This is a genomic window from Bdellovibrio sp. HCB209, from assembly GCF_047306065.1.
Taxonomy (GTDB): domain Bacteria; phylum Bdellovibrionota; class Bdellovibrionia; order Bdellovibrionales; family Bdellovibrionaceae; genus Bdellovibrio.
Window position 1 is genome coordinate 3,491,752 of the sequence record NZ_CP178618.1, and the last position, 19,819, is coordinate 3,511,570.

A 19,819-nucleotide genomic window follows, 5' to 3' on the forward strand; every position below is an offset into this window, starting at 1 on the left:
TCCGATGAAATGGATTGCTTTGATTTTGACGTTTGCTGCTGGCTCTACAACTCTTGCCAGTGAATTCTGCCCATCTGCTGAAGACTATCAAGCTCATGGTTGGGTTGTTCATAACTCCCAAGACTTCGCAAAATTAGAAAAAACATTCGATGCAATGTTAACCGATGGCCAACAAAAAGGTCAGATCGTGGATGATCTTTCTGGTCACATGGTCGTGGGTGATCTTGATAACAAAGAGATCATGCTCGTAGTAAAGTCTTATGAAGATCTGCGCACGCCTCAAGATTTGATGTATGGCGATCATGCGACTTACACCCACATCGAAACGAAAGAGCGCGTGGAGCTTCGCTGGTTCAACGGCAAAAAGAATGTCGTAATCAATCCGAAGTACATCAAGTGCATCACGGGCCAGCCGCCCTTCGCAGAAAACGCAATTCTTTAAAATTCTCATAATTCATCAAGAGGCTGAGTGATACTCAGCCTTTTTTGTATGTAATCCTCACATACAGCAATCCCAGACTTCAAAAATTCTAAATGAGTATGAAGTGTTCCCGCTCAACTCCGACAAGGTAAATGGATAACTTGCAGTGGGGGACACTATGTCTGAGAACTTCTTTAAATGGGATCAAGAGCGTCTGACGACTCACGTAGATGCCATGGATAACGAACACAAAAAATTAATCGAAATCATGAATCGCCTGCACGACCGCTATGAAGCGAAAGCTGGCAAAGCAGAATTGGGACCTTTGGTGAAAGAGTTGGGTTCTTGGACTGTGACCCACTTTCAGCACGAGGAAAGATTCTTTGATACTTTGGATTACCCGCAAGCCTCTGTTCACAAAAAAATTCACAAAGATTTGCTAGAGCGCTTTACGGGACACGCGGCTGAATTTGAAAAGACCGGACACTTAACTCCGGAGTTCTTTCAATTTTTGAAAACGTGGCTGACGGCGCATATTATGGGCATCGATCACAAATACGGTGAGGTCGCTCACAAAAAGTCCGCTTAAAAAACAAAAGGCTGAGAGTGATCTCAGCCTTTCTTGTTTTTACCTATGTCAGTGGAGTGATCCAGCCCATGGAATCTTTGATGGCACCGCTTTGGATGCCTGTGATTTCCTTATAAAGCTCGTTGCTTAATGGACCTGTTTCGTTGTTGTTGATCGCCCAGTCCTTTTCATTGTAGTGGATCACGCCGATTGGAGAGATCACAGCCGCAGTTCCTGTACCGAACGCTTCCTTCAACTCGCCTTTTGCCAAACGCTCGATCACTTCAACGATCGTGATACGTCTTTCCACGATTGGGAGATTTTTCTTCTTAAGAACTTGGATGATCGCATCGCGAGTACCGCCCGACAAAATACTGCCGTTCAGTGCTGGAGTAACGATTTCGTTATTGAAGACGAAGAACACGTTCATTGTGCCGACTTCTTCGATCCCTAGGCGCTCCACATCAAGCCACAAAACTTGAGCGTAGCCCTTTTGTTTCGCTTCCAACGCCGCTTTTAGGCTGGATGCATAGTTCGCACCGGCCTTAACCGCACCCAAGCCACCTGGAGCCGCGCGAAGGTATTTTTCCTCTGTCCAGATTTTCACTGGTTTTGCGCCTTCAGCGAAATAAGAACCCGCTGGAGACAACAAGATCAAGAACGTCGTTTCACGAGAAGGGCGAACGCCCAAGAACGCTTCCGTACCGATCAATGTAGGACGGATGTACAAAGATGTATTCGGCTCACGCGGAACCCAACGCTCATCCACTTTAGTAAGCTCATGCAAACCTTGCATGAAAAGCTCCATAGGAGGCGCTTGCAAACACATACGCTCAGCACCCTCTGCCAAACGGTGGTAATTAAACTCTGGGCGGAAGAAAACAACTTTGCCGTCTTGTTGACGGAAAGCCTTCATACCTTCGAACAAAGCTTGGCCGTAGTGAAATACCGATGCACCTGGGTCTACAGAAATAGGACCGTAGGGAACGATCGAAGCCTCATACCAACCTTTACCTTCAGCGTACTTAGCCACAAACATGTGGTCTGTGAAGTACTGACCAAAACCAAGTTGATCAGACGGTGGAAGAGCCTTCGGGGATTTCACGAGAGTTGTAGAGATATTTGTCATGGGAATGTGGTAACTAATTTAAGCTGCGGGGTCAAACCGCAGCGCCTTTAAAATGCCGATACGGCAGTTTTTTCTATGCGAGCATCTCTAAGAAATATGGAGTCGGCCCAATCAGCGGAGCCATGCCTCCCAAGCGGTCTAATTGGCGTAATGTGAGGCTCACATCCTGCGTTTGAGTCTGAGGCTCAGGTGGTTTTGGCGGTGGAATTTTAGGCTGTTCCCGAGTCGGACAACCCGAGAGAAGAAGCGCTGTAAAAAAAAGGAGGAGATAACGCCGTTTCATGGCTCTATTCTCCTCCCACTAAATAATAATTTGTACTTAATTGGACCTGTATTTTATCGGGTCTATTTTTAGTAGTGCCAAGGGAACTTAGAGAAGTCTCTGTCGCGTTTCTCGACGAAAGATCCACGGCCTTCGACCGCCTCTTCAGTACCGTAAGCCAGTCTGGTTGCCTCGCCCGCAAAAAGCTGCTGCCCTACCAAACCATCGTCGATCATATTGAAGCCGAACTTCAACATGCGCATCGCTGTTGGACTTTTTGAGTTCATCTCAGCAGCCCATTCCAACGCCACTTTCTCAAGATCTTTATGCGGAATCACGGCGTTCACCATGCCCATCTCGAAAGCTTCTTGTGCAGAGTAATTACGACCCAAGAAGAAAATCTCGCGAGCACGTTTTTGACCCACCATACGAGCCAAGTACGCAGAACCGTAACCGCTGTCGAAGCTTGCTACGTCTGGATCTGTTTGTTTGAAGATCGCGTGTTCTTTACTTGCCAAAGTCAGATCACAAACCACGTGCAACGAGTGCCCACCACCCACTGCCCAACCTGGAACAACGGCAACAACGATTTTAGGCATGAAGCGAATCAAACGTTGAACTTCAAGGATATGCAGGCGACCTAGGCGAGCCAAGTCGGCTTTACCAGAAGCTTCTTTGTCTTCGTATTTGTAGCCGTCTTTGCCACGGATACGTTGATCCCCACCTGAGCAGAATGCCCAGCCCGCGTCTTTAGGGGAAGGACCGTTACCTGTGATCAGAACAACGCCGACATCTGGAGTTGTACGTGCATGCTCAAGAGCGATGTAAAGTTCATCCACTGTTTGTGGACGGAAAGCATTGCGAACTTCAGGACGATTGAAAGCGATACGAACTGTGCCCTGATTTTTAGCGCGGTGATAAGTAATATCTTTAAAATCAAAGCCAGGAACTTCTGTCCACCATTCTGGTGTGAAGATATCAGAAACCATTTTTCCTCCGAGGAATTTTACAGTTTGTCCGTTTTAGCCCACAGAGAGTGGTCTGCCAATACCAGCCATGTCATGGCCTCCAGCACTGGAATAGCGCGAGTCACGATACAAGGATCATGACGGCCCTTTTTAGCTACATCTAAAATCGAACTTGTCGGTTTAAAAGAAACTCTTAATAAAATATTTTCGCCAGTGGAAATACCACCACGGATGCCACCATAGACATCTTGAGAGCCTTGGTGGAACTGAGTGCCCTGAACTTCCGTGGAATCAAAACCCAAACCAAGCTCAAATCCATTCGCAGCACCAACACTCATAAAGGCCTGAGCCAGATCCGATTTCAACTTGTGAAATACGGGCTGACCCAATGCCGCTGGTGGAGCCTCAATCAAGATTTCGGCAATACCACCATAGCTGTCGCCACTTTCCTGAGCTTTCTTTAAAAGCTCCGCGACCTTTTGATCTTCTTTAGATGGAAAGCGCGCTTGGAATGAATCAACATCTACGTTCGTCACATTTTTACGGTCTTCAGCAGGTAAAGCGATGGGACCAATTTGCGAAGCGTAGCCAATCACTTTGGTGCGAGCACTGACTTCGCCCATATACATTTTCGCAACAGCCCCCGCCATCACACGAGAAACTGTCTCGCGTCCAGAGGATCTGCCGCCACCACGATGATCGCTATGACCGAATTTATTTTTCCACACATCATCCGCGTGACCTGCACGAGGTGAGTTTTGAATTTTAGAATAATCTTGAGAGCGAGCATCCTGATTGCGCACGATAATCGCGATCGGAGTTCCCAATGTTTTACCATCAAAGACACCGCTTAAAACTTCGGGCACGTCAGTTTCTTGACGACCGGAAACAATTTGTCCTGAACCATGATGTCCAGGACGACGTCTTTCAAGTTCATGCTCTAGTACTTTCGGGTCAAAGTGAACTCCTGCAGGACAGCCATCAATCAAAACTCCCAAGGCCGTTCCGTGGCTTTCACCAAATGATGACATCGTAAAACGAGATCCAAATTGATTCGCTGAACTCATGCTTTTTCCTCACACTCTTTCCAGAACGCTCTTTGCTGTTGGGCTTGCGCCACAAACATTTTCAAACCCGACTCGTAATTGCAACCTACGGCCTGCGCGTATTCTTTACCGACAGAGTCTTCTTTGTAGTTTAAATCAAAAACCATCGCCGGACGCCACTCAGACGGCGGCATGAAGGAGCCATCGACTCTTGGAGCTGCCCAGATGATAACTTTGGGTTGAAGATCCTTTGCGACTTCTGATCCCTCACGCGGCTCGCCCGTGCGCGATGAAAAATAACTCGCATGAGGCAGAACTTTTTCAATCATTGGCAACGTACCGCCACCACCCCAGACAAAAATTTCTTTCTGTAACGGAGCTAGCATTCCCACGCCTTCGATCAATTCAACAAAGCCAATTTCGTCCGTTGAAGTTCCCAGCCATTGGCCGGACTTTTTATCAAAGTACAAAGTGTTCACGGCTTTTAGATTTGTATGCTTGATCCAGTTTGCTGCAGGCTCCTTGTGAGGAGCCGTTACTGCGGCATACTGCAATCCCAGTTCTTGCAAGACCGGCATGGCCTCTGCAAATTCATCACGAGCGATACGAATCGCAAACACTGGTAACTTTCTTTGTACAAAGAAATCCGAATGTTCAACCGGAGTAAAGCTGTGGGCCACTGGATCACCCAGAACTGCCGCGAAATGTGCGGGCTTATCTGGGGTCATCATCCATTGGAACAGACTTGGCTGATCGCCTGCGCTGCCTTCACCCTCGCGCCAGAAGTTGATCATCTGCTGACCTTTTTGCAATTGGCGGTACCAATTCCAACGCCCATCATTTGAACGTGGCAAAAAGCTGCGAGAATCATCTTGTTGTCTCTGCCAAAGATGCAGACGAGACAAATCGTTGAAGTTTTCAATCAGTGGAGCAAATTTCAAATGCCCCACTTCGGATTCAAGTTTTTGCAAATCCAAGAAATGCGCACTTTCGTGAGCCGATAGAATAATTTTTTCTTTTGGAATTCGTTCCAACACTTCTGTCGGAATCCCCAGCTCTAAAGGCCAATCAATCCAGCTGACCTTTTCAAGAATCTGCTGAGCTTGGGCAGAACTCCACCACTCCGTGCGATCTTTAGCTGCACGGAATGAGAAAATAAATTTGTCTTCCGAGAACTCTTGCATGAATTGCAAAGTCTGCTCATCCGTTAGGAAATCATCACGCAATTCAAAAAATTGAATTCCGCGACCTGCATAACGATCTTTGAACAATTGCAAACGGCTTGGCTTTTCAAACACAGAGGCAATGACAGTGATTCCGCCGCCAATATTGCGCAACTGATGCGACAGCAGTTGTCGTTCAAGACTGAGCACCTGGTGATGATGCTCAAAAATACCTTCAGGCATCAAGTACACTTCATCAGCGGCAGCTAGATAACGAACTTCACGTGGACTTGCACGTTTAATGAACTCTTGCAAAGGCCCGATGTCGGGATTTAAGCGAGGGCGATCTAAAAAAATTCTTCCATCTAAATCCGTATGACGTTTTACCCACACGACGTGATGTTCGGGAGGAATAATGGTGACATCGAAACCTGCACCTAAAACCAAGAAAATATCTTTGTAGGGTTTTTGCAAAACCTCTAAGAACATTTGTCTTTCCATGTCGCGGAAGTATTGCTCCCCGTGCTCCATGAAAAGTTCTCTGATAGTTTTACCGATGCGTTTTTCGATCTCATCATCAAGGTCTAAATACGCGACCTCAGGGTTCTGCATGGTGATTTGCATGCGCTTCACCAATTCAGTTTTTCCTGTGCCACGATGACCGATAATAAGTGTGATCATGGTTTGATTCCGATCATATCCCAAAACTCTGGAAAGCTTTTATTAATGGCTTCAGAATGCTCGATGCGAATTCCGTGACCCATCAGTCGCATCAAAGTTGCTGCCATGACCATGCGGTGATCTTCGTCAGGATTAAAAACAATTCCGTTTTTACGCGGCTGTTGGGAGTTTCCGTGAATGATCATGCCGTCTTCCAAAACTTCGTGCTTGATCCCCAACAGGTTAAACAGATCCGCCACTTTAGCGATGCGATTAGATTCCTTTGCCACCAAGTGAGGCGCCCCGTGAAGTTTAGAAACTCCATCCGCGAAACTGCACACCACTGCTAATACTGGGAAAAGATCAGGACATTGGAACAAGTTCCAATCAACGGCTTTAAGATGACCGGGCTTTTTGATCGTTAGAACTTTTCCGTCAAGTTCAACACCGACACCCATTTTTTTAAAGATATCGACAAAGACCTTGTCTGGTTGTTCCGTTACTTCGGGGAAGTTTTCAATAATAGAAGTCCCTGCCAAAGCACCCGCTGCCGCCATCGTGAACATCGAACTCATGTCGGCTTCAACTTCGTACGATAGTTTTTCCAGGCGTTGCTCTGCCGGAACTAAATAGCCTTTAGGAGTCTGCTTAATTCGCAGACCCATTTTTTTAAGCATATCCAAGGTCAACAGAAAGTAACTTTCCGAAACCTTGCTGCCCACCAGTTCAAACTCCAAGTCTGAACTTAAAAGCCACGAATTTAAAATCAACGCTGAAGCATATTGTGAAGACTCTGTGGTATCGACTTTGATGGAGACACCTTTTGGTTTCTTCCAACCTTCGCTCACAATATGCATTTCATTTTTTTTGATTTGAGCTTGCACGCCCAACTGATTAAGTAAATCGATCAAGCCCTTTTGCGGGCGAGCCATCAAACGAGGTGTGCCCTTCAAAACATGCATTCCGCGAACACGCGAAGCACGCAAGGCCATGAAACGAAAAGTCGTCCCACCCTCACCGCAATCAATACGACTGCGTTCTTTGATGTTCTTAAGACCTTCACGCATAAAGCGAACGTCATCACATCCCGCAAAGCCGTGTAAATCCAAAACCGGAAAATAGCTTTTTACAATCAAAGCACGATTGAAAACTGATTTTGAACTAGGAATGCTGCCTTGAAAGCGAAACTCAGCCATGCAGCTCCTCTTCACGTTGACGACACAGTTCAATCAACAGGTCATCGACGCTGACTTCTTGGATCACGGTTTTACCCGGTTTCGCCACAAATACGAAACGCAAGGTCTCGGCCTTGGTTTTCTTTTTATCGTTCAGTAACAAGCGACGGTATTCTTTAAGATCGTGGCTTTTGATCGAAATCAAATCATCACGCAAAGGTGACATCAAATAGCCCATCACTGGTTCTGAAAAGATTTTTTCAGCCTCGGAAGGCTTCATGATTTTTTTCTGCACGCCAAAGCGCAAGGCAAAATCCAAACCGTAGTTAATAGCAATTCCATGCGGCAATTCGTAATAGCTTTCTAAAACATGGCCCACTGTGTGACCCAAGTTCAGAACATGACGGATGCCTTTTTTCTCTTCGGGATCTTTCGCGACGACTTTGTATTTTGCCTTTACCGCGGACTCCAAGTGCTTCCACAAAATTTTAGAATTCACTTGGCGCTCTTTAGCTAAAGAGTTCCAAAGTTTTCCACCCTCGATCAAAGCAATCTTAACCAGCTCGCCGAAGCCCTCATAAGCACGGCCTTCAGGCTGCGACATTAGGACTGAACGAACCATCATGATTTCTTGAGCAGGATAGAAAGTTCCAATTTGATTTTTAGCGCCACCGACATTCAAAGCGGTCTTACCACCATGAGCCGAGTCGATCGCTGCTAACCAAGTGCTTGGAATATGAATCAAGCGAACGCCGCGCTTAAGAATACTTGCAACAAAACCACCAAAGTCACCAACGCTGCCACCACCCACAACCACGATCGTCAATTTTTTTACGGAGGTTTGTTCCGTTAATTTGGTGATCGCTTTGATGTGCCGAGGAAACTGTTCGATGTCTTTAAGCTGTTCGCCCGCCTTCACCGCATACTTTAAAGGAATTTGCTTGGACCATTTTTTAAATGCAGAAGATTTTTGTGCCAGAATCTGGTCATAGATCAAAAGCAATTCTTCCCCCAGCTTTTTGGCTGGAGGAAGTTCATTCGAAAAAGTAAGTGTGCTGTGGGACTTCATCAGAGATTAGTTTTTCTCTGTGTATTCAGATTTAGCTTTTTTATAAGAATCAGAGATAGAGTCCCAAGCTTTGCTCATGCCATCTTTCATGTGGCCCCAAGCTTTACCAGAACTTTTCTTAAGTTGTGCTAGGTCTTTAGACATTCCATCTTGTTTTTTCTCAAGAGTGGAAATTTGTTCGTTCATTTCTTTTTTAGCTTCGCCAGATTTATCAGCCGCTGCTTTTTTAAGTTCAGCGATTTCTTTTTTCATCTCAGCAAGTTTCGCTTCCATATCTTTTTGGAAAGCGTCTTTTTGTTCTTTAGTGTAGTTCGCTGCGGAATTAGCAGCATCAGCAGTTTTTGCTTTTACTTCTTCAGTTGTAGTAGCAAATGCAGGTTGAAAAGCAGCGACAGCGATCAATAGAGCAAGTAGGGATTTCATAAAGGTCTCCTTAACTAATTTCAAGGAGACCAGTCTACATCCCCTAAAGGCTCCAGTCCACAGGGTCTTTGCCGTTTGCCTTCAGATAGGCGTTGGCTTTTGAGAATGGTTTCGTTCCAAAAAAGCCGCGATGTGCCGACAATGGCGACGGATGCACCGACTCAATCACACAGTGTTTTTTGCGGTCAATAAATGCGCCTTTCTTCTGCGCATAAGAGCCCCACAATACAAACACGATGTTCTCTTTTTCTTCGTTCAGAACATGGATGATCTTGTCCGTGAATTCTTCCCAGCCTTTGCCAGCATGCGCAGCAGCCTTGCCGTCTTCAACCGTCAAAACAGCATTGAGTAAAAGCACTCCATGCTCTGCCCACTTGGTCAAACTGCCGCTTTTTGGAATCTCGACACCGACGTCCGTTTTCAATTCTTTAAAGATATTCAACAATGATGGTGGAAAGCGCACTCCCTCACGAACGGAAAAGCACAAACCATGTGCTTGCCCTGGGCCGTGATAGGGATCTTGTCCTACGATGACAACTTTCACTTTATCAAGTGGTGTCAAATTCAGCGCCGCAAAGTACTCGTCACCACGAGGGTAAATCGTCTTGCCCGCTTTGCTTTCCTTCTGCAAAAAAATCTTCAGATTTTTCATGGAGTCTTTTTCGAACTCCCCTTGAAGTTTCTTGTTCCATGAAGGATCTAGCTTAAATTCAATTCCGGTATTTGATAATGTTTCGATTTTTACTTCCATCTCAGAATGACACACGTCCATAGTCTAGGTTCGCGATTCTAAATCAAACCTATTGGTTTTCAAATTATTTTTCATGCCGACCCTAACTTGACCAGACAAATCTAAGCCTCATTGTTAAACTAAGATTAAGGAAAAGGAGGCCCGCCTATGACGAACCTTCCAAACCCCACCATTCAACTTATTGAGGAAAACCCAGAGGTTAAGTCGTTCATCTATCAGCAGATAGCAGAGTTCGACGGCTTCGTAACTCCTGAGACGGTGGTCACTGTTGTGGCCAGAAATCCGAAGAAGCTCGCGCTCCAATATGAGGCGGAGGGCAAGGAATTTAACCGTCGCGATCTGAGCAAACTCTATCGTATAGCGATTGTTCTGACCGAAGGCGACGCGAAGGTAGAAGCCGAGGGTGTCCATGAAGATATCTATCTTGCGATCAAGTTGGCGAAGGACAATTTGATGTTAAGACTGATGGAAATCCAGGATTCGGTGGTGAGCCATCAAGACCGCTTGGTTGAGATCAATCACTATCTGCAAAATCAAAACGTTCACTAAAATCTTATCGATTTAAAAATAAAAAAGGCTCTTGGAAACAAGAGCCTTTTTCTTTTTGATTTTCACTCTAAAAAACTATTTCGTCTCAAATGCCAGAGGCAAATACTTGCTCGCCGAATTCGCTGAAGATGTATTGGCTGCTTTTCTTGCGGCATCCAATTTCACTAGCGTACCAATGATATCTTGCAACTTTTCAAACGGCGCCAGGTTCGGTGGAAGATTTTCTTTCAGCTCCATCGTCAATACTGGAGTGCTTCTTTCCATCCACATGTAGCGACCTAAACTGCCCGGATAATTCCCCAGACTTTTCCACGGAAGATAATCAAACTTCGGTGGCGGAGAAAATTTTGGACCGTCAAAATCTAAAACTTTCAGAGGAGTGTGCACAGAAACGATGAAATCCGGCTTGAAATCATCAATGTGATGAACCGCACATTTAGTTTCAGGCTCACTGCCGCCCTCTTTACCTGGGAAGCGACGCGGATTTTCCTTTGTCGATTTCTTCCAAGCATCCAGAGCGCCCACATCCCAATCTTTTGTGGGGAAGTTTCTGTTCACGTCAATTTTGTTCGCGTTCGTGCGAGTTTTATATTTCACACCATCGGGATTTAGAACTGGAACGACTCTCCAGGAATTTCTTGGAGCGATACTTTCCAAGCGTTCCATCCAATAGCGACCCACTGTTCCCGCGTGAGTTTCATCACCGTGAATCAAGCTGATCACTAGGATACGTTTTGCGCCAGATTCACTCGCAATTTTGTCATAGTGATAAATAGGACGACCTTCAACGCTCACGCATTGAGGATCCATAGTCACTTTGGCACATGCTTGTTGCAAAAGCTTGTCATCCCACGCACCTGGGAATTTTTTAAGATCGTTCACGCAGGTTTGATCAAGGTTTGTAAATTCCGCGTGTGCAGCGGAGAACCCTGCGAAGGAACAAATCATACTTACTAATAGGTAACGAAGTGGCTTCATCATTTCTATCTATTATCCCACGTCTTTAAATTCTCTCAAGTTGAGAAAATGCCTTTTTTTGATCCAAACTGAGAAACTCTACTAAACGACTAAAGTCTTATAGCCGATCGTCCGTAATGTAAAAGGTGTAGTTTTTAGCACTCATGTTGTTGTTTTAGGAGGATCGTATGGTTAATAAAGGTGGTTTTAGTTTTGTCGCGATGTTGGTAATCAATCCCATCGTGATACTCTTCTACCAGAACTGCTCAATGACTCCCGTGAGTCATGCGCAAAACTCACCTCCTAAAGTGGTTGTCCGCCAAGTGGCGTCTGAAGCTAAGCCCGTGGTAGCAGAGGTAAAATCGAAATGCGACACTGCGAAAAAAGAGTGCCCGCGTAACGAATAACAGCCCTCCATATAGAGCCATTTATATCGCTTTTAAAAGCCCCGCCAGCCTTCGCTGACGGGGTTTTCTCGTTTAGTATTGTCGCGCCGTAGAAAAGAAAAACTAGACCATTTTCTTTTTGACTTACATATTTTTTACACTGTAAGTTCATATGTAAGTATGACAAAGAAATTGCCCCTCCCACCACTGACACCTAAAGAAAAATCTGTTCTCGAGTACATCGAGGCACACATCTTAAGTTCAGGTATTTCTCCGTCATATCAAGAAATTAAGGATCACTTTGGTCTAGCCTCGTTCAATTCGGTTCAGAATTATCTGAAGCAATTAACGACTAAAGGGTACATCACAAACCCAGTTAACCAAAAGAGAGCCATCCAAGTGCTTCACTCTGCTTCGGCAGTTCAGGATCACTTGCAAGCAAAAGTCTCGACGACGACGGGATCTCATCGCACTAAGCTCCTCCAGGCACGTGACGAGATCCTGTCCCTTCCCCTTCTTGGGAAAGTGGCTGCGGGACAACCTATTGAAAACTTCAAACACGATGAATTCGTTGATGTCCCACCTTCCATGGTTCGCAACCCTGCAAAGTCTTTTGCTTTGAAGGTTCAAGGCGATTCCATGATCGAGGACGGCATCTTTGACGAAGACATCATCCTGGTTCAAGAGCAAAAGTCTGCGGGCAACGGTGATATCGTTGTGGCGACTGTCGACAACGAGGCAACCGTAAAACGCATTTACGTGCGCGCCCGCCCCGACAGTGGCAACTCGGATAAGCAGGTTGAGCTAAGACCTTCCAATTCAACAATGAAATCCATGTGGTTCTCCCCTGATCAGGTTGAGATCCGAGGAATTGTTGTGGGTCTTATTCGCAAATTCTAGTTCTCATTATTGTACAAATTCATTCACCAAAATGGACCTATTCGCCCTCAGTCTGGTTCCTTGGAGTGAGTGTTGCGCTGTCCCCCAAGCGTCTTCCATAATGTTAAGAAACAGCTTAACCGGGACGTATAATGAAATTTGTTTTAAGCAGCATGTTCGCGATGGCGTTGATTGCCTTCGCGCAAAATTCCTCTGCCCAAACGGCAGCCAAAGAATCAAAAGAAAAAACAGCGAAAACAACACCTACTGCAACACCTGTAGCAACAGCGGCGACACCCGCGCCGGCACCCTCTCCATCACCTACAGCCACTCCGAAAGAATCTGACGACTACACTCGTCCAGTTTTCTTTGCAGTGGAAGAACCTGCAGTAAAAATCAAATCTCCGATTATTTCTTACGACTTAAAATCAGATAAGGGTCGTTCCCTAAAAATCGCTGACTTCGTCTTCAACAACGATTCATTGCGCGCAACAATCGAAGACAAAGCCCTGCATATCACTTGGGACACAATGATCATCCCAACGGGTGATCTTTCAATTATCGACTCTTACGGTAAAGAGCTTTGGAAAATCCCACTCGACAAGTCAGGCGACTGGAAGTTCACAGATCTTAAAGGCGAAAAAGCCCCTAAATGGACTTCAGGCAGTCACTTTCGCTTCTGCTTACGCTCTGAAATCGACAAAGGTTTCACAGCAATGTGTACCCAGAACTATGGCGTAGAAATCAAAGATGATTCCATCACTTTGGATTATACAAAAAGTGATTCCCAACCACGCATCATCGCTTTGAATGAAGAACGCAAGAAATTGAAAGACGACATCGAAGTGGCGGTTGGCGCACCGGTTGGTTTCCTAGCAACTATCAAATCAGGCGCGACTTATGAATTCATGTCTGAACCTATCGCTCCTAACTTTAAAGATTTCATCGAGAGCGAACAAAAAGGTCATGTGACTTTCAAAGGTGAATTGCCAGCTCCTATCGGCGACATCAAAACTCTTCCGGGCATCGAGTACGGATCAGTCACGAAAGCTTTTGGATTCCAAAAATCAATCGCAGAACCTAAGGATATGTGGCAGCTCGACATTCCTTTGAAAACTCCGCGTATGCACTTCCAAGGTAAATACGGCGGCGTATTCACTTACGTTTTAGAGATCGCAAGCTTCCCGAAACAAACCGATCGTATTTACCTCCACAAAAATGCATTAGAGGGAACTTACAACTCCAAAGATCAAGTCATTGTGAAAGTAAGCCCTGAAACTAAAATCGAAGGCTTGCCTGTCGACGAAAAAAACAAAGAATCAGATCTTCGCGTTTGGAAGTTCACAACAGAGCAAAAATACGCTTTGAACAAACCGCAACTGCTTTTAGGCGCAAGCGAATCTGATAAAAATGCCCAACAACAAAAGGCCTATATCGAAGTCTATCGCGGAGGTTCTGGCGAAGCGAGTATGCGCCTAAGCGGTCTTTCGACTGCGAATGGTGGCTCGACATTTATCGGCGAGCTTCATTTGCAGTATTGGTTCAATGATGTGTTTGGCTGGCAGAATAATTATCTGTCCAAACAGCGCTGGGGTGTTTCTGCGAAATACTTCACAACATTCGCAGATGTGAGTGCGCAAAAAGAAAATGGCACAACTGAAAAAGTAAATCTGAACTCCACAGAAGTAGACCTTCGTTATCGCTTTGCCCAAGGTCTTTGGGAGCGCGATGAAACTGTGGGTGCTATTGCCGCTTATGAAACACTGACTGTCGGCAGCCAATCCGCAAACAAAATGGGCGCAGGTCTTTTCTGGGCACGTTCAATGCCTAAGACCTTCGATAAATGGTTAAATAAGATTTCATTCCTGAATTATCCAAAATACGTGGATATGGAATACATCCAATTCTTTGGTTCCACAGACAGCGGAACAAAAATGGGTAACGACTTCCTATTGAACTTCCACGGTAAAATCTTGTGGACGAACAACTTCTTCGGCGAGCTTGGTTTCGGCCTCAAGAAGTATGACTTCACCAAAGAAGACGAATCCGGCGCCAGCCTATCGAGCTTCTACGGCACAGTCGGTGTCGGTGTAGACTTTTAGTTCGTGTCGAATGATCTAACTGTTTTCTTACGGAGAACAGTTAGATCATCGTTCATTTTTTCAAATCAAAAACTAAACACGCTGGAACAAAAGTAAACAGTCCTGTAATTTCGCAATGCTTCGACATTGACGACTTTCGAAGGCCTCGTCAATGATACCGCATGACTGCAAAAACTAGTACTCTCGGACCTTACTCTGAAACCGCTAAGTTCCTTCACGAAATTCTTCAGAGCAAAAAATCCAAGAATCCAAAATACTCAATGCGCGCTTTTGCGCGAGACCTGAAGACATCTCCGGCACGAATGTCCTCACTGCTAGCTGGTCACGCTATGCCAGGAAAAATTGTAAGGAATCGAATTCTTGCAACGTTCAACCTGTCACCAGAGCAAACTGAAAAATTAAATTTTCTAATTGGAAAATCACTTCAGGATAGAAAATCTAAAAGGCTTACCCACGAAATTCCCGATACAGCCTATCAGTTTCTTCCAGAGTGGCATCACTATGCCATTCTTAACTTAATGGAGACTGTTGATTTTCAAAGCGATCCCAAGTGGATCGCAAGACGACTGTGCGTAACCGAAGACATCGTTACAAAATCCATTCAAAAACTTTTATTGGCAAATCTGGCCAAAGAAGAAAATGGCAAGTTAGTTCCAACTCACCAGAATCTGACCTCTACGCACGACATACCGTCAGAAGCTCTTAAAAATTATCATCGTCAACTTATCAATCAGTCTCTGAAGTCGCTGGAAAAAGACCCTCTGGAACTACGAGATATAACATCTCTGATCATCCCAACCAATCCGCGCCAAATACAAAAAGCGAAATTATTGGCCCGACAATTCAGATTGGATCTTTCTAAGATTTTAGAAGAAGGCGAAAAAACTGAAGTCTACAACGTCTGCATCCAAATCACACCAGCCACGCAAAGCCTAACAGCAAACGAGAAGAATCTATGAAACAAAGCATCCTTGCAATCACCGCTCTATTTATCAGTGTGACTACACATGCTAGATCCACCGAGTTCGGCAACGGCGGAAATGCCGTGGTCTGCCCTCGAGGTGAATCAGAAGCCTATGAATACGTGAAATCTTACGATCTAACAGAGGCCATAATCCGCTATCGCTTACTTCCCGTTCTGCCCGACTGGAGACCCAGTCAATGTCAAATTATGAAGGACAACCGAGAGATTTGTGACACGGGAATGGAGGTCGCAGAAGACTTCATCTCTCGATTGAAAAAAATCGACCCCGTACTTCATCAAAGTCTACACGAAAAAGTTTTAAATTTTTGGTCCGAGGCAATCCTTATTCACGGTGATTTACTGCCTGTCAATGACACGGGACTGAGTTTCATCGATCGCGGATGTTCTTTAGAACAATTGGCCATTCAACATGAGCCCCTGTTTGATGAAGACAGCCGATATTTTATCTCGATGAGACTATGGGAAAAAATGGAGCAATTCGACAGAGGCATAATGATCCTTCACGAAGTTCTTTACCGCGAAGCTTTAGAGCAGAACCCCGCACTTAGAAGTTCGGAAAAGATCAGATACTTTAATGCCTTGTTAATATCTAACGAAGTCTCGAAGTTATCTCCAGATAAGTACTTGGCGGTAAAAGCAAAGGTGTTCAATCCCTAAACTCTGTTCACTTTTTATCTCTGGGAATGTCTACGTTTCCAGAGATAATTGCACTAGGTATATCCAGTGAACGAACTCTCTTGAGACTTCCTACATTTTTCCTCAGCACTTCCGAAATAGTGGCCAATAATAACCACTAGGGGAGGAAAAATGATTATCAAATCATTCCTTAGCATATTGGCGTTCGCGAACATCGCAAATGCAGCAACTATTCAAATCGATGACTCTGATCGAGGTTGGACCTGGAGTCGCATAGGCTCTTACGCCGACGACGATGCTTATAAAAAAATCGCCCATGGCACACACAATCGCAATGGCTATGGCCAGTATACATTCAACGGCACAGGCGTAACTGTTTATGGATGGCAGGGTCCCAATGGGGGACAGCTGGAATTCATCGTGGATGGTGTCTCTAGAAAAACCATCAGCGTCAGTAGCTCCATTGAGCGATATAATTTCAAAATGTTTGAGATCGCCAACCTTAGAAAGGGATCTCACACTCTGCGCATTGTTTCCAAGAACACGAAATGGGTGATGATCGACTACTTAATCGTTGAAGATGGCGTAACCACTACGCCGACACCGACGCCCTCGCCTTCACCAACCGTCACTCCGTCACCGACGCCTACCGTGACACCGTCCCCGACTGTAACTCCCTCGCCGTCGCCATCACCACAAGATCCTGCCCGCTATACCGATGAACGCGAGTTGGTCGTACGTACGATCGCAAACTTTGCAAACGCTTCTGATGTAACCAGATTTTTAGATATGGCAAAACGAAACAACTTCAACATCGTCTCCGTTTCCATCAAACAAGACGAAGATGAAAATGTTCAATCAGGAACTGTCTTCTATCCAAGCAAAATCGCTCCCGTGGCTTCGGTTTACAAAAATTTCGATGTGATTGGCACCATCATCACTGAATCTGCCAAGCGTGGGATAAGAGTTAAAGCTTGGATTCCCCAATTCCACGACCAAGTAGCCGCTCGAAAAAATACCACCTGGGCGATGAAAGCTTTAGTGAATGGTCAGATTGTGTCTTACCAAGGTAGCAATCCGGACAGCCCCGAGTATTTTGTAAATCCGATGAACATCGAAGTTCAGGATTATCAAATCTCTATCATCCGTGAATTCCTCTCTATATATAAAGTGGATTCGGTCGCGATTGATTGGTTGCGCTTTGATAACTGGAATATGGATATGAGTGATAAAACTCGCGCTGACTACCAAGCACTGTATGGCTACGATCCTGCCACAATCAACTTTAACCAGAGTTCAACTAAGCGAACTCAGTGGAATGAATACCGCATGCAAAAGGTTGCGGACTATACGGGACGCGTGAAGGCGGCCATCCAAGCAGTGCAACCAGTGCCCCTAGGCTCATACACTCTGCCACCTGAATTTATCGAATGTGGACAAAGCGCTAAGAAATTGGCGCAGCACTTGGATTTCTTTAGTCCAATGGCCTATTACGATGACTGGGGTTATTCGTTGAATTGGGTTTATGACAGTGTGATCGCCGATTTGGTTAAAGAAGTCGGTACGACTAAAAAAATCATCCCTGCCTACAACTACTATTGGTCAACAAGTGAGTTCCAGCAGATTTACAAAACGCTTAGCACACGCCATCCTCAAATCCGTGGTGGCTCGTTCTTCAAATATGGAAAATGGGCTGAGTCCGATATGATCAGCGCTGATGTAGGCAGTAAGAAATAGAAAGGCTTGTACGAGCCCCAAAAATACGAAAGGGAACACGGCTCTGCCTTGTTCCCTTTCAATCCCCTCGAGACACAACAACTCCTGCAAGCAGAAGCTGCCTTCATATTCAATTTTATAGCTCTTGCTAATCCTTTAGCCGCGAGCGTAGCGTTTGTTCACTGACTCGCGAATCTCAGCACCTTCGATGCTTAGACGAGTCCAAGGAATTGCGCGCAGACGTTCTGGCTCAATTTCCTCTTCAGTTTCTTCGCAGAAACCAAAAGAACCGTTTTCGATACGAGCCAGAGCCGATTCGATTTCCATAAGCTGCGAACGAAGTCTTTCGTGCATGCTTAGGAATTCTTGCTCAGCTAGAACGCGAACTGTTTGGTCGCCTTCGTCGCCGCCTTTTTCCTCGTTCTGGTCCAAATTCAATCGTGCTTCCTTCACTCTATTGAGGATATCTTGCTTCGATTGCAAAAGTCTTTGTCTGCATTCGCCGACCAACTTTTCAGAGATAGCCATATCTGCCCCCCTCGTTCCTTCGAGCTTGAGTGCCAATTTGGAACTGAACCATTAAGTTCCAGCCCTGTATTATTTGCAAGCAAAAAATCTTACATCAACTTACACCTGTGTAACCAATTGATTATATTATGTTTATAACACATGTGGACAATGATGCGACTAAGCTAAATACCTACAAAAACGCCTTTCATGACATCTTCTTTCACACCGCGCAAGGCGTTAATATTGTACGCCCTTCGGGTCAGAAAGAAAATACGTCTCCGATTTAAGCTAAGTTTATCTCATTTTTAGACAGAAAAGGCGACCTACTAGACTTCGGTCGCCTCTCCAGAGTTTTTGCTTATAAGCAGATCTCCCCCGAGATGCCTATAAACAATCAGAAACTCGAGACAATAGATCAGCCGTCGCTTCATTAAGCTTTTCAGCCATACGCTTGCTTTGAACCCCACGCGTGCGGAAGGCTTTAGCTGTCGATTTCATCTCTTTAGTTATGGATTTTTTGGAAGTTGCCGTCGACGACTCTGCTACGTTTTCAGAATACTCTTCGAGTGTCGAAGCAAAGGTCTCGTGGTTGCTAACCATGCTGCCCATGATTTGAGTTTGGGCATTGTGCATGGCCTGTAGTTCGCTTTTAAGCTCTTGGCACTTGTCTGAGGCAGCCGAAGCTGTCGTTGCCGCCAAAACCATTGCTGTAGCTATAATAAGTGATTTCATACAGGAAACCTTTCGTGTTGATAGGTTTCCTATAAGCAATGAGCCTGCCACCTCAAACTGATCTCAGCTCAAATTTACCGAGGGAAGAGGTGACATTTCAGGCTAGGATTTGAGAATTTTTTCAAACTCGTCTTTAGTGTCGCCAGCTGTGTAAGGGGCTAGCAAACGAGTCACATGGCGCTTACCACGCTCAATAGTGCGACGGCCTGGTTGGCGTTCCGCAGACTCAAAGAACTGCAGGAATGTCGTGGACATTGCCAGCAAAGACTCTGCTACGTATTGCATCTCGTGCATATCATCGATCTTGATCATTTTGCCTTCGCGCACCCATTGACGGTACAAGATCACCATCAACTTCATCATTTTTTGAATGTGCGTGCGCCACATTTTCGCAAGCTCAACATCCTTACGGCGAAGAGCGTACATCTCGCGGTGGAAGAAGCGATAGCGCCAGTAAAGATCGAAGTTATCGTTGATAAAATCTTGTGGAGTGACCTTTTTTACGCGACGAGGACGCCATACATCGTATGTTTCCTTAGCCATGCGTTTGAACAACTCAACTAAGATTTCTTCTTTATTGTCGTAGTGGAAATAAAGATTTCCAGGACTGATATCCATCGCTTTTGCGATGTGATTTGTCGTTACAGCGACGACGCCACTGCGATTAAAGAGATCGATAGATGTGAGAAGGATGCGTTCTTTAGTCTTCATGGTATTAAGTCTTTAGTCCAA

Annotated in this window: 21 protein-coding genes; 9 read left to right on the forward strand and 12 right to left on the reverse strand. The window is 45.3% G+C overall.

Annotated features, from left to right (window positions below):
• Positions 1–4 precede the first annotated feature (4 nt).
• Both ACLVWP_RS16920 and ACLVWP_RS16925 read left to right on the forward strand, forming a co-directional pair.
• Positions 5–442 carry a hypothetical protein gene (locus ACLVWP_RS16920; RefSeq protein ID WP_413558835.1) on the forward strand — a complete coding sequence of 146 codons (438 nt, stop codon included), beginning with the start codon at positions 5–7 and terminating at the stop codon, positions 440–442.
• A 157-nt stretch (positions 443–599) separates the two neighbouring features.
• Positions 600–1,010, forward strand: a complete 411-nt coding sequence (locus tag ACLVWP_RS16925; protein ID WP_413558836.1) for a bacteriohemerythrin — start codon at positions 600–602, stop codon at positions 1,008–1,010.
• A 43-nt stretch (positions 1,011–1,053) separates the two neighbouring features.
• Here the strand turns inward: ACLVWP_RS16925 and ACLVWP_RS16930 are convergent, their stop codons facing one another.
• From ACLVWP_RS16930 to ung, 8 genes are all read right to left on the reverse strand, one after another.
• Positions 1,054–2,118 carry a branched-chain amino acid aminotransferase gene (locus ACLVWP_RS16930; RefSeq protein WP_413558837.1) on the reverse strand — a complete coding sequence of 355 codons (1,065 nt, stop codon included), beginning with the start codon at positions 2,116–2,118 and terminating at the stop codon, positions 1,054–1,056.
• Between the two features lie 351 nt (positions 2,119–2,469).
• Positions 2,470–3,369 carry a 1,4-dihydroxy-2-naphthoyl-CoA synthase gene (locus ACLVWP_RS16935; RefSeq protein ID WP_413558838.1) on the reverse strand — a complete coding sequence of 300 codons (900 nt, stop codon included), beginning with the start codon at positions 3,367–3,369 and terminating at the stop codon, positions 2,470–2,472.
• 17 nt (positions 3,370–3,386) lie between these two features.
• Complete coding sequence (gene aroC, locus ACLVWP_RS16940; protein WP_413558839.1) at positions 3,387–4,415, reverse strand: chorismate synthase; 1,029 nt, start codon at positions 4,413–4,415, stop codon at positions 3,387–3,389.
• Positions 4,412–6,238, reverse strand: coding sequence for a shikimate kinase (locus ACLVWP_RS16945; RefSeq protein WP_413558840.1), 1,827 nt, complete (start codon positions 6,236–6,238; stop codon positions 4,412–4,414). The genes aroC and ACLVWP_RS16945 overlap by 4 nt, the downstream gene beginning before the upstream one ends.
• Positions 6,235–7,413, reverse strand: a complete 1,179-nt coding sequence (locus ACLVWP_RS16950) for a 3-phosphoshikimate 1-carboxyvinyltransferase (protein ID WP_413558841.1) — start codon at positions 7,411–7,413, stop codon at positions 6,235–6,237. Before ACLVWP_RS16950 ends, ACLVWP_RS16945 begins: the two co-directional genes overlap by 4 nt.
• On the reverse strand, positions 7,406–8,461 hold the full coding sequence (locus ACLVWP_RS16955) for a hypothetical protein (RefSeq protein WP_413558842.1): 1,056 nt from the start codon (positions 8,459–8,461) through the stop codon (positions 7,406–7,408). The genes ACLVWP_RS16950 and ACLVWP_RS16955 overlap by 8 nt, the downstream gene beginning before the upstream one ends.
• Positions 8,462–8,467: 6 nt before the next feature.
• Complete coding sequence (locus ACLVWP_RS16960; RefSeq protein ID WP_413558843.1) at positions 8,468–8,884, reverse strand: hypothetical protein; 417 nt, start codon at positions 8,882–8,884, stop codon at positions 8,468–8,470.
• 43 nt (positions 8,885–8,927) lie between these two features.
• Entirely contained in the window at positions 8,928–9,635 is a 708-nt protein-coding gene (ung, locus tag ACLVWP_RS16965) for a uracil-DNA glycosylase (protein WP_413558844.1), read from the reverse strand.
• 147 nt (positions 9,636–9,782) lie between these two features.
• On the opposite strand from ung, the gene ACLVWP_RS16970 reads away from it, so the two are divergent.
• Complete coding sequence (locus ACLVWP_RS16970) at positions 9,783–10,184, forward strand: hypothetical protein (protein ID WP_413558845.1); 402 nt, start codon at positions 9,783–9,785, stop codon at positions 10,182–10,184.
• A gap of 75 nt (positions 10,185–10,259) precedes the next feature.
• Here the strand turns inward: ACLVWP_RS16970 and ACLVWP_RS16975 are convergent, their stop codons facing one another.
• On the reverse strand, positions 10,260–11,165 hold the full coding sequence (locus ACLVWP_RS16975) for a DUF2817 domain-containing protein (RefSeq protein ID WP_413558846.1): 906 nt from the start codon (positions 11,163–11,165) through the stop codon (positions 10,260–10,262).
• Between the two features lie 164 nt (positions 11,166–11,329).
• On the opposite strand from ACLVWP_RS16975, the gene ACLVWP_RS16980 reads away from it, so the two are divergent.
• The 6 genes from ACLVWP_RS16980 (at position 11,330) to ACLVWP_RS17005 (ending at position 17,866) form a co-directional block, all read left to right on the forward strand.
• Complete coding sequence (locus ACLVWP_RS16980; protein WP_413558847.1) at positions 11,330–11,548, forward strand: hypothetical protein; 219 nt, start codon at positions 11,330–11,332, stop codon at positions 11,546–11,548.
• 159 nt (positions 11,549–11,707) lie between these two features.
• Positions 11,708–12,427, forward strand: coding sequence for a transcriptional repressor LexA (lexA, locus tag ACLVWP_RS16985; RefSeq protein ID WP_413558848.1), 720 nt, complete (start codon positions 11,708–11,710; stop codon positions 12,425–12,427).
• Positions 12,428–12,558: 131 nt separating this feature from the next.
• Entirely contained in the window at positions 12,559–14,508 is a 1,950-nt protein-coding gene (locus ACLVWP_RS16990; RefSeq protein WP_413558849.1) for a hypothetical protein, read from the forward strand.
• A 161-nt stretch (positions 14,509–14,669) separates the two neighbouring features.
• Entirely contained in the window at positions 14,670–15,467 is a 798-nt protein-coding gene (locus ACLVWP_RS16995; protein WP_413558850.1) for a DUF4423 domain-containing protein, read from the forward strand.
• The gene (locus ACLVWP_RS17000; protein WP_413558851.1) at positions 15,464–16,150 is read left to right on the forward strand and encodes a hypothetical protein; all 687 of its coding nucleotides are present in this window, start codon (positions 15,464–15,466) and stop codon (positions 16,148–16,150) included. Before ACLVWP_RS16995 ends, ACLVWP_RS17000 begins: the two co-directional genes overlap by 4 nt.
• Positions 16,151–16,300: 150 nt before the next feature.
• Positions 16,301–17,866: a putative glycoside hydrolase gene (locus ACLVWP_RS17005; protein ID WP_413558852.1), complete on the forward strand. Its 1,566-nt coding sequence runs from the start codon at positions 16,301–16,303 to the stop codon at positions 17,864–17,866.
• A gap of 135 nt (positions 17,867–18,001) precedes the next feature.
• On the opposite strand, the gene ACLVWP_RS17010 is transcribed toward ACLVWP_RS17005, so the two are convergent.
• From ACLVWP_RS17010 to ACLVWP_RS17020, 3 genes are all read right to left on the reverse strand, one after another.
• Complete coding sequence (locus ACLVWP_RS17010; RefSeq protein WP_088615720.1) at positions 18,002–18,373, reverse strand: TraR/DksA family transcriptional regulator; 372 nt, start codon at positions 18,371–18,373, stop codon at positions 18,002–18,004.
• A 366-nt stretch (positions 18,374–18,739) separates the two neighbouring features.
• Positions 18,740–19,087, reverse strand: a complete 348-nt coding sequence (locus ACLVWP_RS17015; RefSeq protein ID WP_413558853.1) for a hypothetical protein — start codon at positions 19,085–19,087, stop codon at positions 18,740–18,742.
• A gap of 102 nt (positions 19,088–19,189) precedes the next feature.
• The gene (locus ACLVWP_RS17020; RefSeq protein WP_413558854.1) at positions 19,190–19,798 is read right to left on the reverse strand and encodes a TetR/AcrR family transcriptional regulator; all 609 of its coding nucleotides are present in this window, start codon (positions 19,796–19,798) and stop codon (positions 19,190–19,192) included.
• Positions 19,799–19,819 lie beyond the last annotated feature (21 nt).

What these genes read in the sequence shown, in the direction of transcription:
- ACLVWP_RS16920 (WP_413558835.1), top strand. Translation starts at nt 5, where the DNA reads ATGAAATGGATTGCTTTGATTTTGACGTTTGCTGCTGGCTCTACAACT.
- ACLVWP_RS16925 (WP_413558836.1), top strand. Translation starts at nt 600, where the DNA reads ATGTCTGAGAACTTCTTTAAATGGGATCAAGAGCGTCTGACGACTCAC.
- ACLVWP_RS16930 (WP_413558837.1), bottom strand. Translation starts at nt 2,118, where the DNA reads ATGACAAATATCTCTACAACTCTCGTGAAATCCCCGAAGGCTCTTCCA.
- ACLVWP_RS16935 (WP_413558838.1), bottom strand. Translation starts at nt 3,369, where the DNA reads ATGGTTTCTGATATCTTCACACCAGAATGGTGGACAGAAGTTCCTGGC.
- aroC (WP_413558839.1), bottom strand. Translation starts at nt 4,415, where the DNA reads ATGAGTTCAGCGAATCAATTTGGATCTCGTTTTACGATGTCATCATTT.
- ACLVWP_RS16945 (WP_413558840.1), bottom strand. Translation starts at nt 6,238, where the DNA reads ATGATCACACTTATTATCGGTCATCGTGGCACAGGAAAAACTGAATTG.
- ACLVWP_RS16950 (WP_413558841.1), bottom strand. Translation starts at nt 7,413, where the DNA reads ATGGCTGAGTTTCGCTTTCAAGGCAGCATTCCTAGTTCAAAATCAGTT.
- ACLVWP_RS16955 (WP_413558842.1), bottom strand. Translation starts at nt 8,461, where the DNA reads ATGAAGTCCCACAGCACACTTACTTTTTCGAATGAACTTCCTCCAGCC.
- ACLVWP_RS16960 (WP_413558843.1), bottom strand. Translation starts at nt 8,884, where the DNA reads ATGAAATCCCTACTTGCTCTATTGATCGCTGTCGCTGCTTTTCAACCT.
- ung (WP_413558844.1), bottom strand. Translation starts at nt 9,635, where the DNA reads ATGGAAGTAAAAATCGAAACATTATCAAATACCGGAATTGAATTTAAG.
- ACLVWP_RS16970 (WP_413558845.1), top strand. Translation starts at nt 9,783, where the DNA reads ATGACGAACCTTCCAAACCCCACCATTCAACTTATTGAGGAAAACCCA.
- ACLVWP_RS16975 (WP_413558846.1), bottom strand. Translation starts at nt 11,165, where the DNA reads ATGATGAAGCCACTTCGTTACCTATTAGTAAGTATGATTTGTTCCTTC.
- ACLVWP_RS16980 (WP_413558847.1), top strand. Translation starts at nt 11,330, where the DNA reads ATGGTTAATAAAGGTGGTTTTAGTTTTGTCGCGATGTTGGTAATCAAT.
- lexA (WP_413558848.1), top strand. Translation starts at nt 11,708, where the DNA reads ATGACAAAGAAATTGCCCCTCCCACCACTGACACCTAAAGAAAAATCT.
- ACLVWP_RS16990 (WP_413558849.1), top strand. Translation starts at nt 12,559, where the DNA reads ATGAAATTTGTTTTAAGCAGCATGTTCGCGATGGCGTTGATTGCCTTC.
- ACLVWP_RS16995 (WP_413558850.1), top strand. Translation starts at nt 14,670, where the DNA reads ATGACTGCAAAAACTAGTACTCTCGGACCTTACTCTGAAACCGCTAAG.
- ACLVWP_RS17000 (WP_413558851.1), top strand. Translation starts at nt 15,464, where the DNA reads ATGAAACAAAGCATCCTTGCAATCACCGCTCTATTTATCAGTGTGACT.
- ACLVWP_RS17005 (WP_413558852.1), top strand. Translation starts at nt 16,301, where the DNA reads ATGATTATCAAATCATTCCTTAGCATATTGGCGTTCGCGAACATCGCA.
- ACLVWP_RS17010 (WP_088615720.1), bottom strand. Translation starts at nt 18,373, where the DNA reads ATGGCTATCTCTGAAAAGTTGGTCGGCGAATGCAGACAAAGACTTTTG.
- ACLVWP_RS17015 (WP_413558853.1), bottom strand. Translation starts at nt 19,087, where the DNA reads ATGAAATCACTTATTATAGCTACAGCAATGGTTTTGGCGGCAACGACA.
- ACLVWP_RS17020 (WP_413558854.1), bottom strand. Translation starts at nt 19,798, where the DNA reads ATGAAGACTAAAGAACGCATCCTTCTCACATCTATCGATCTCTTTAAT.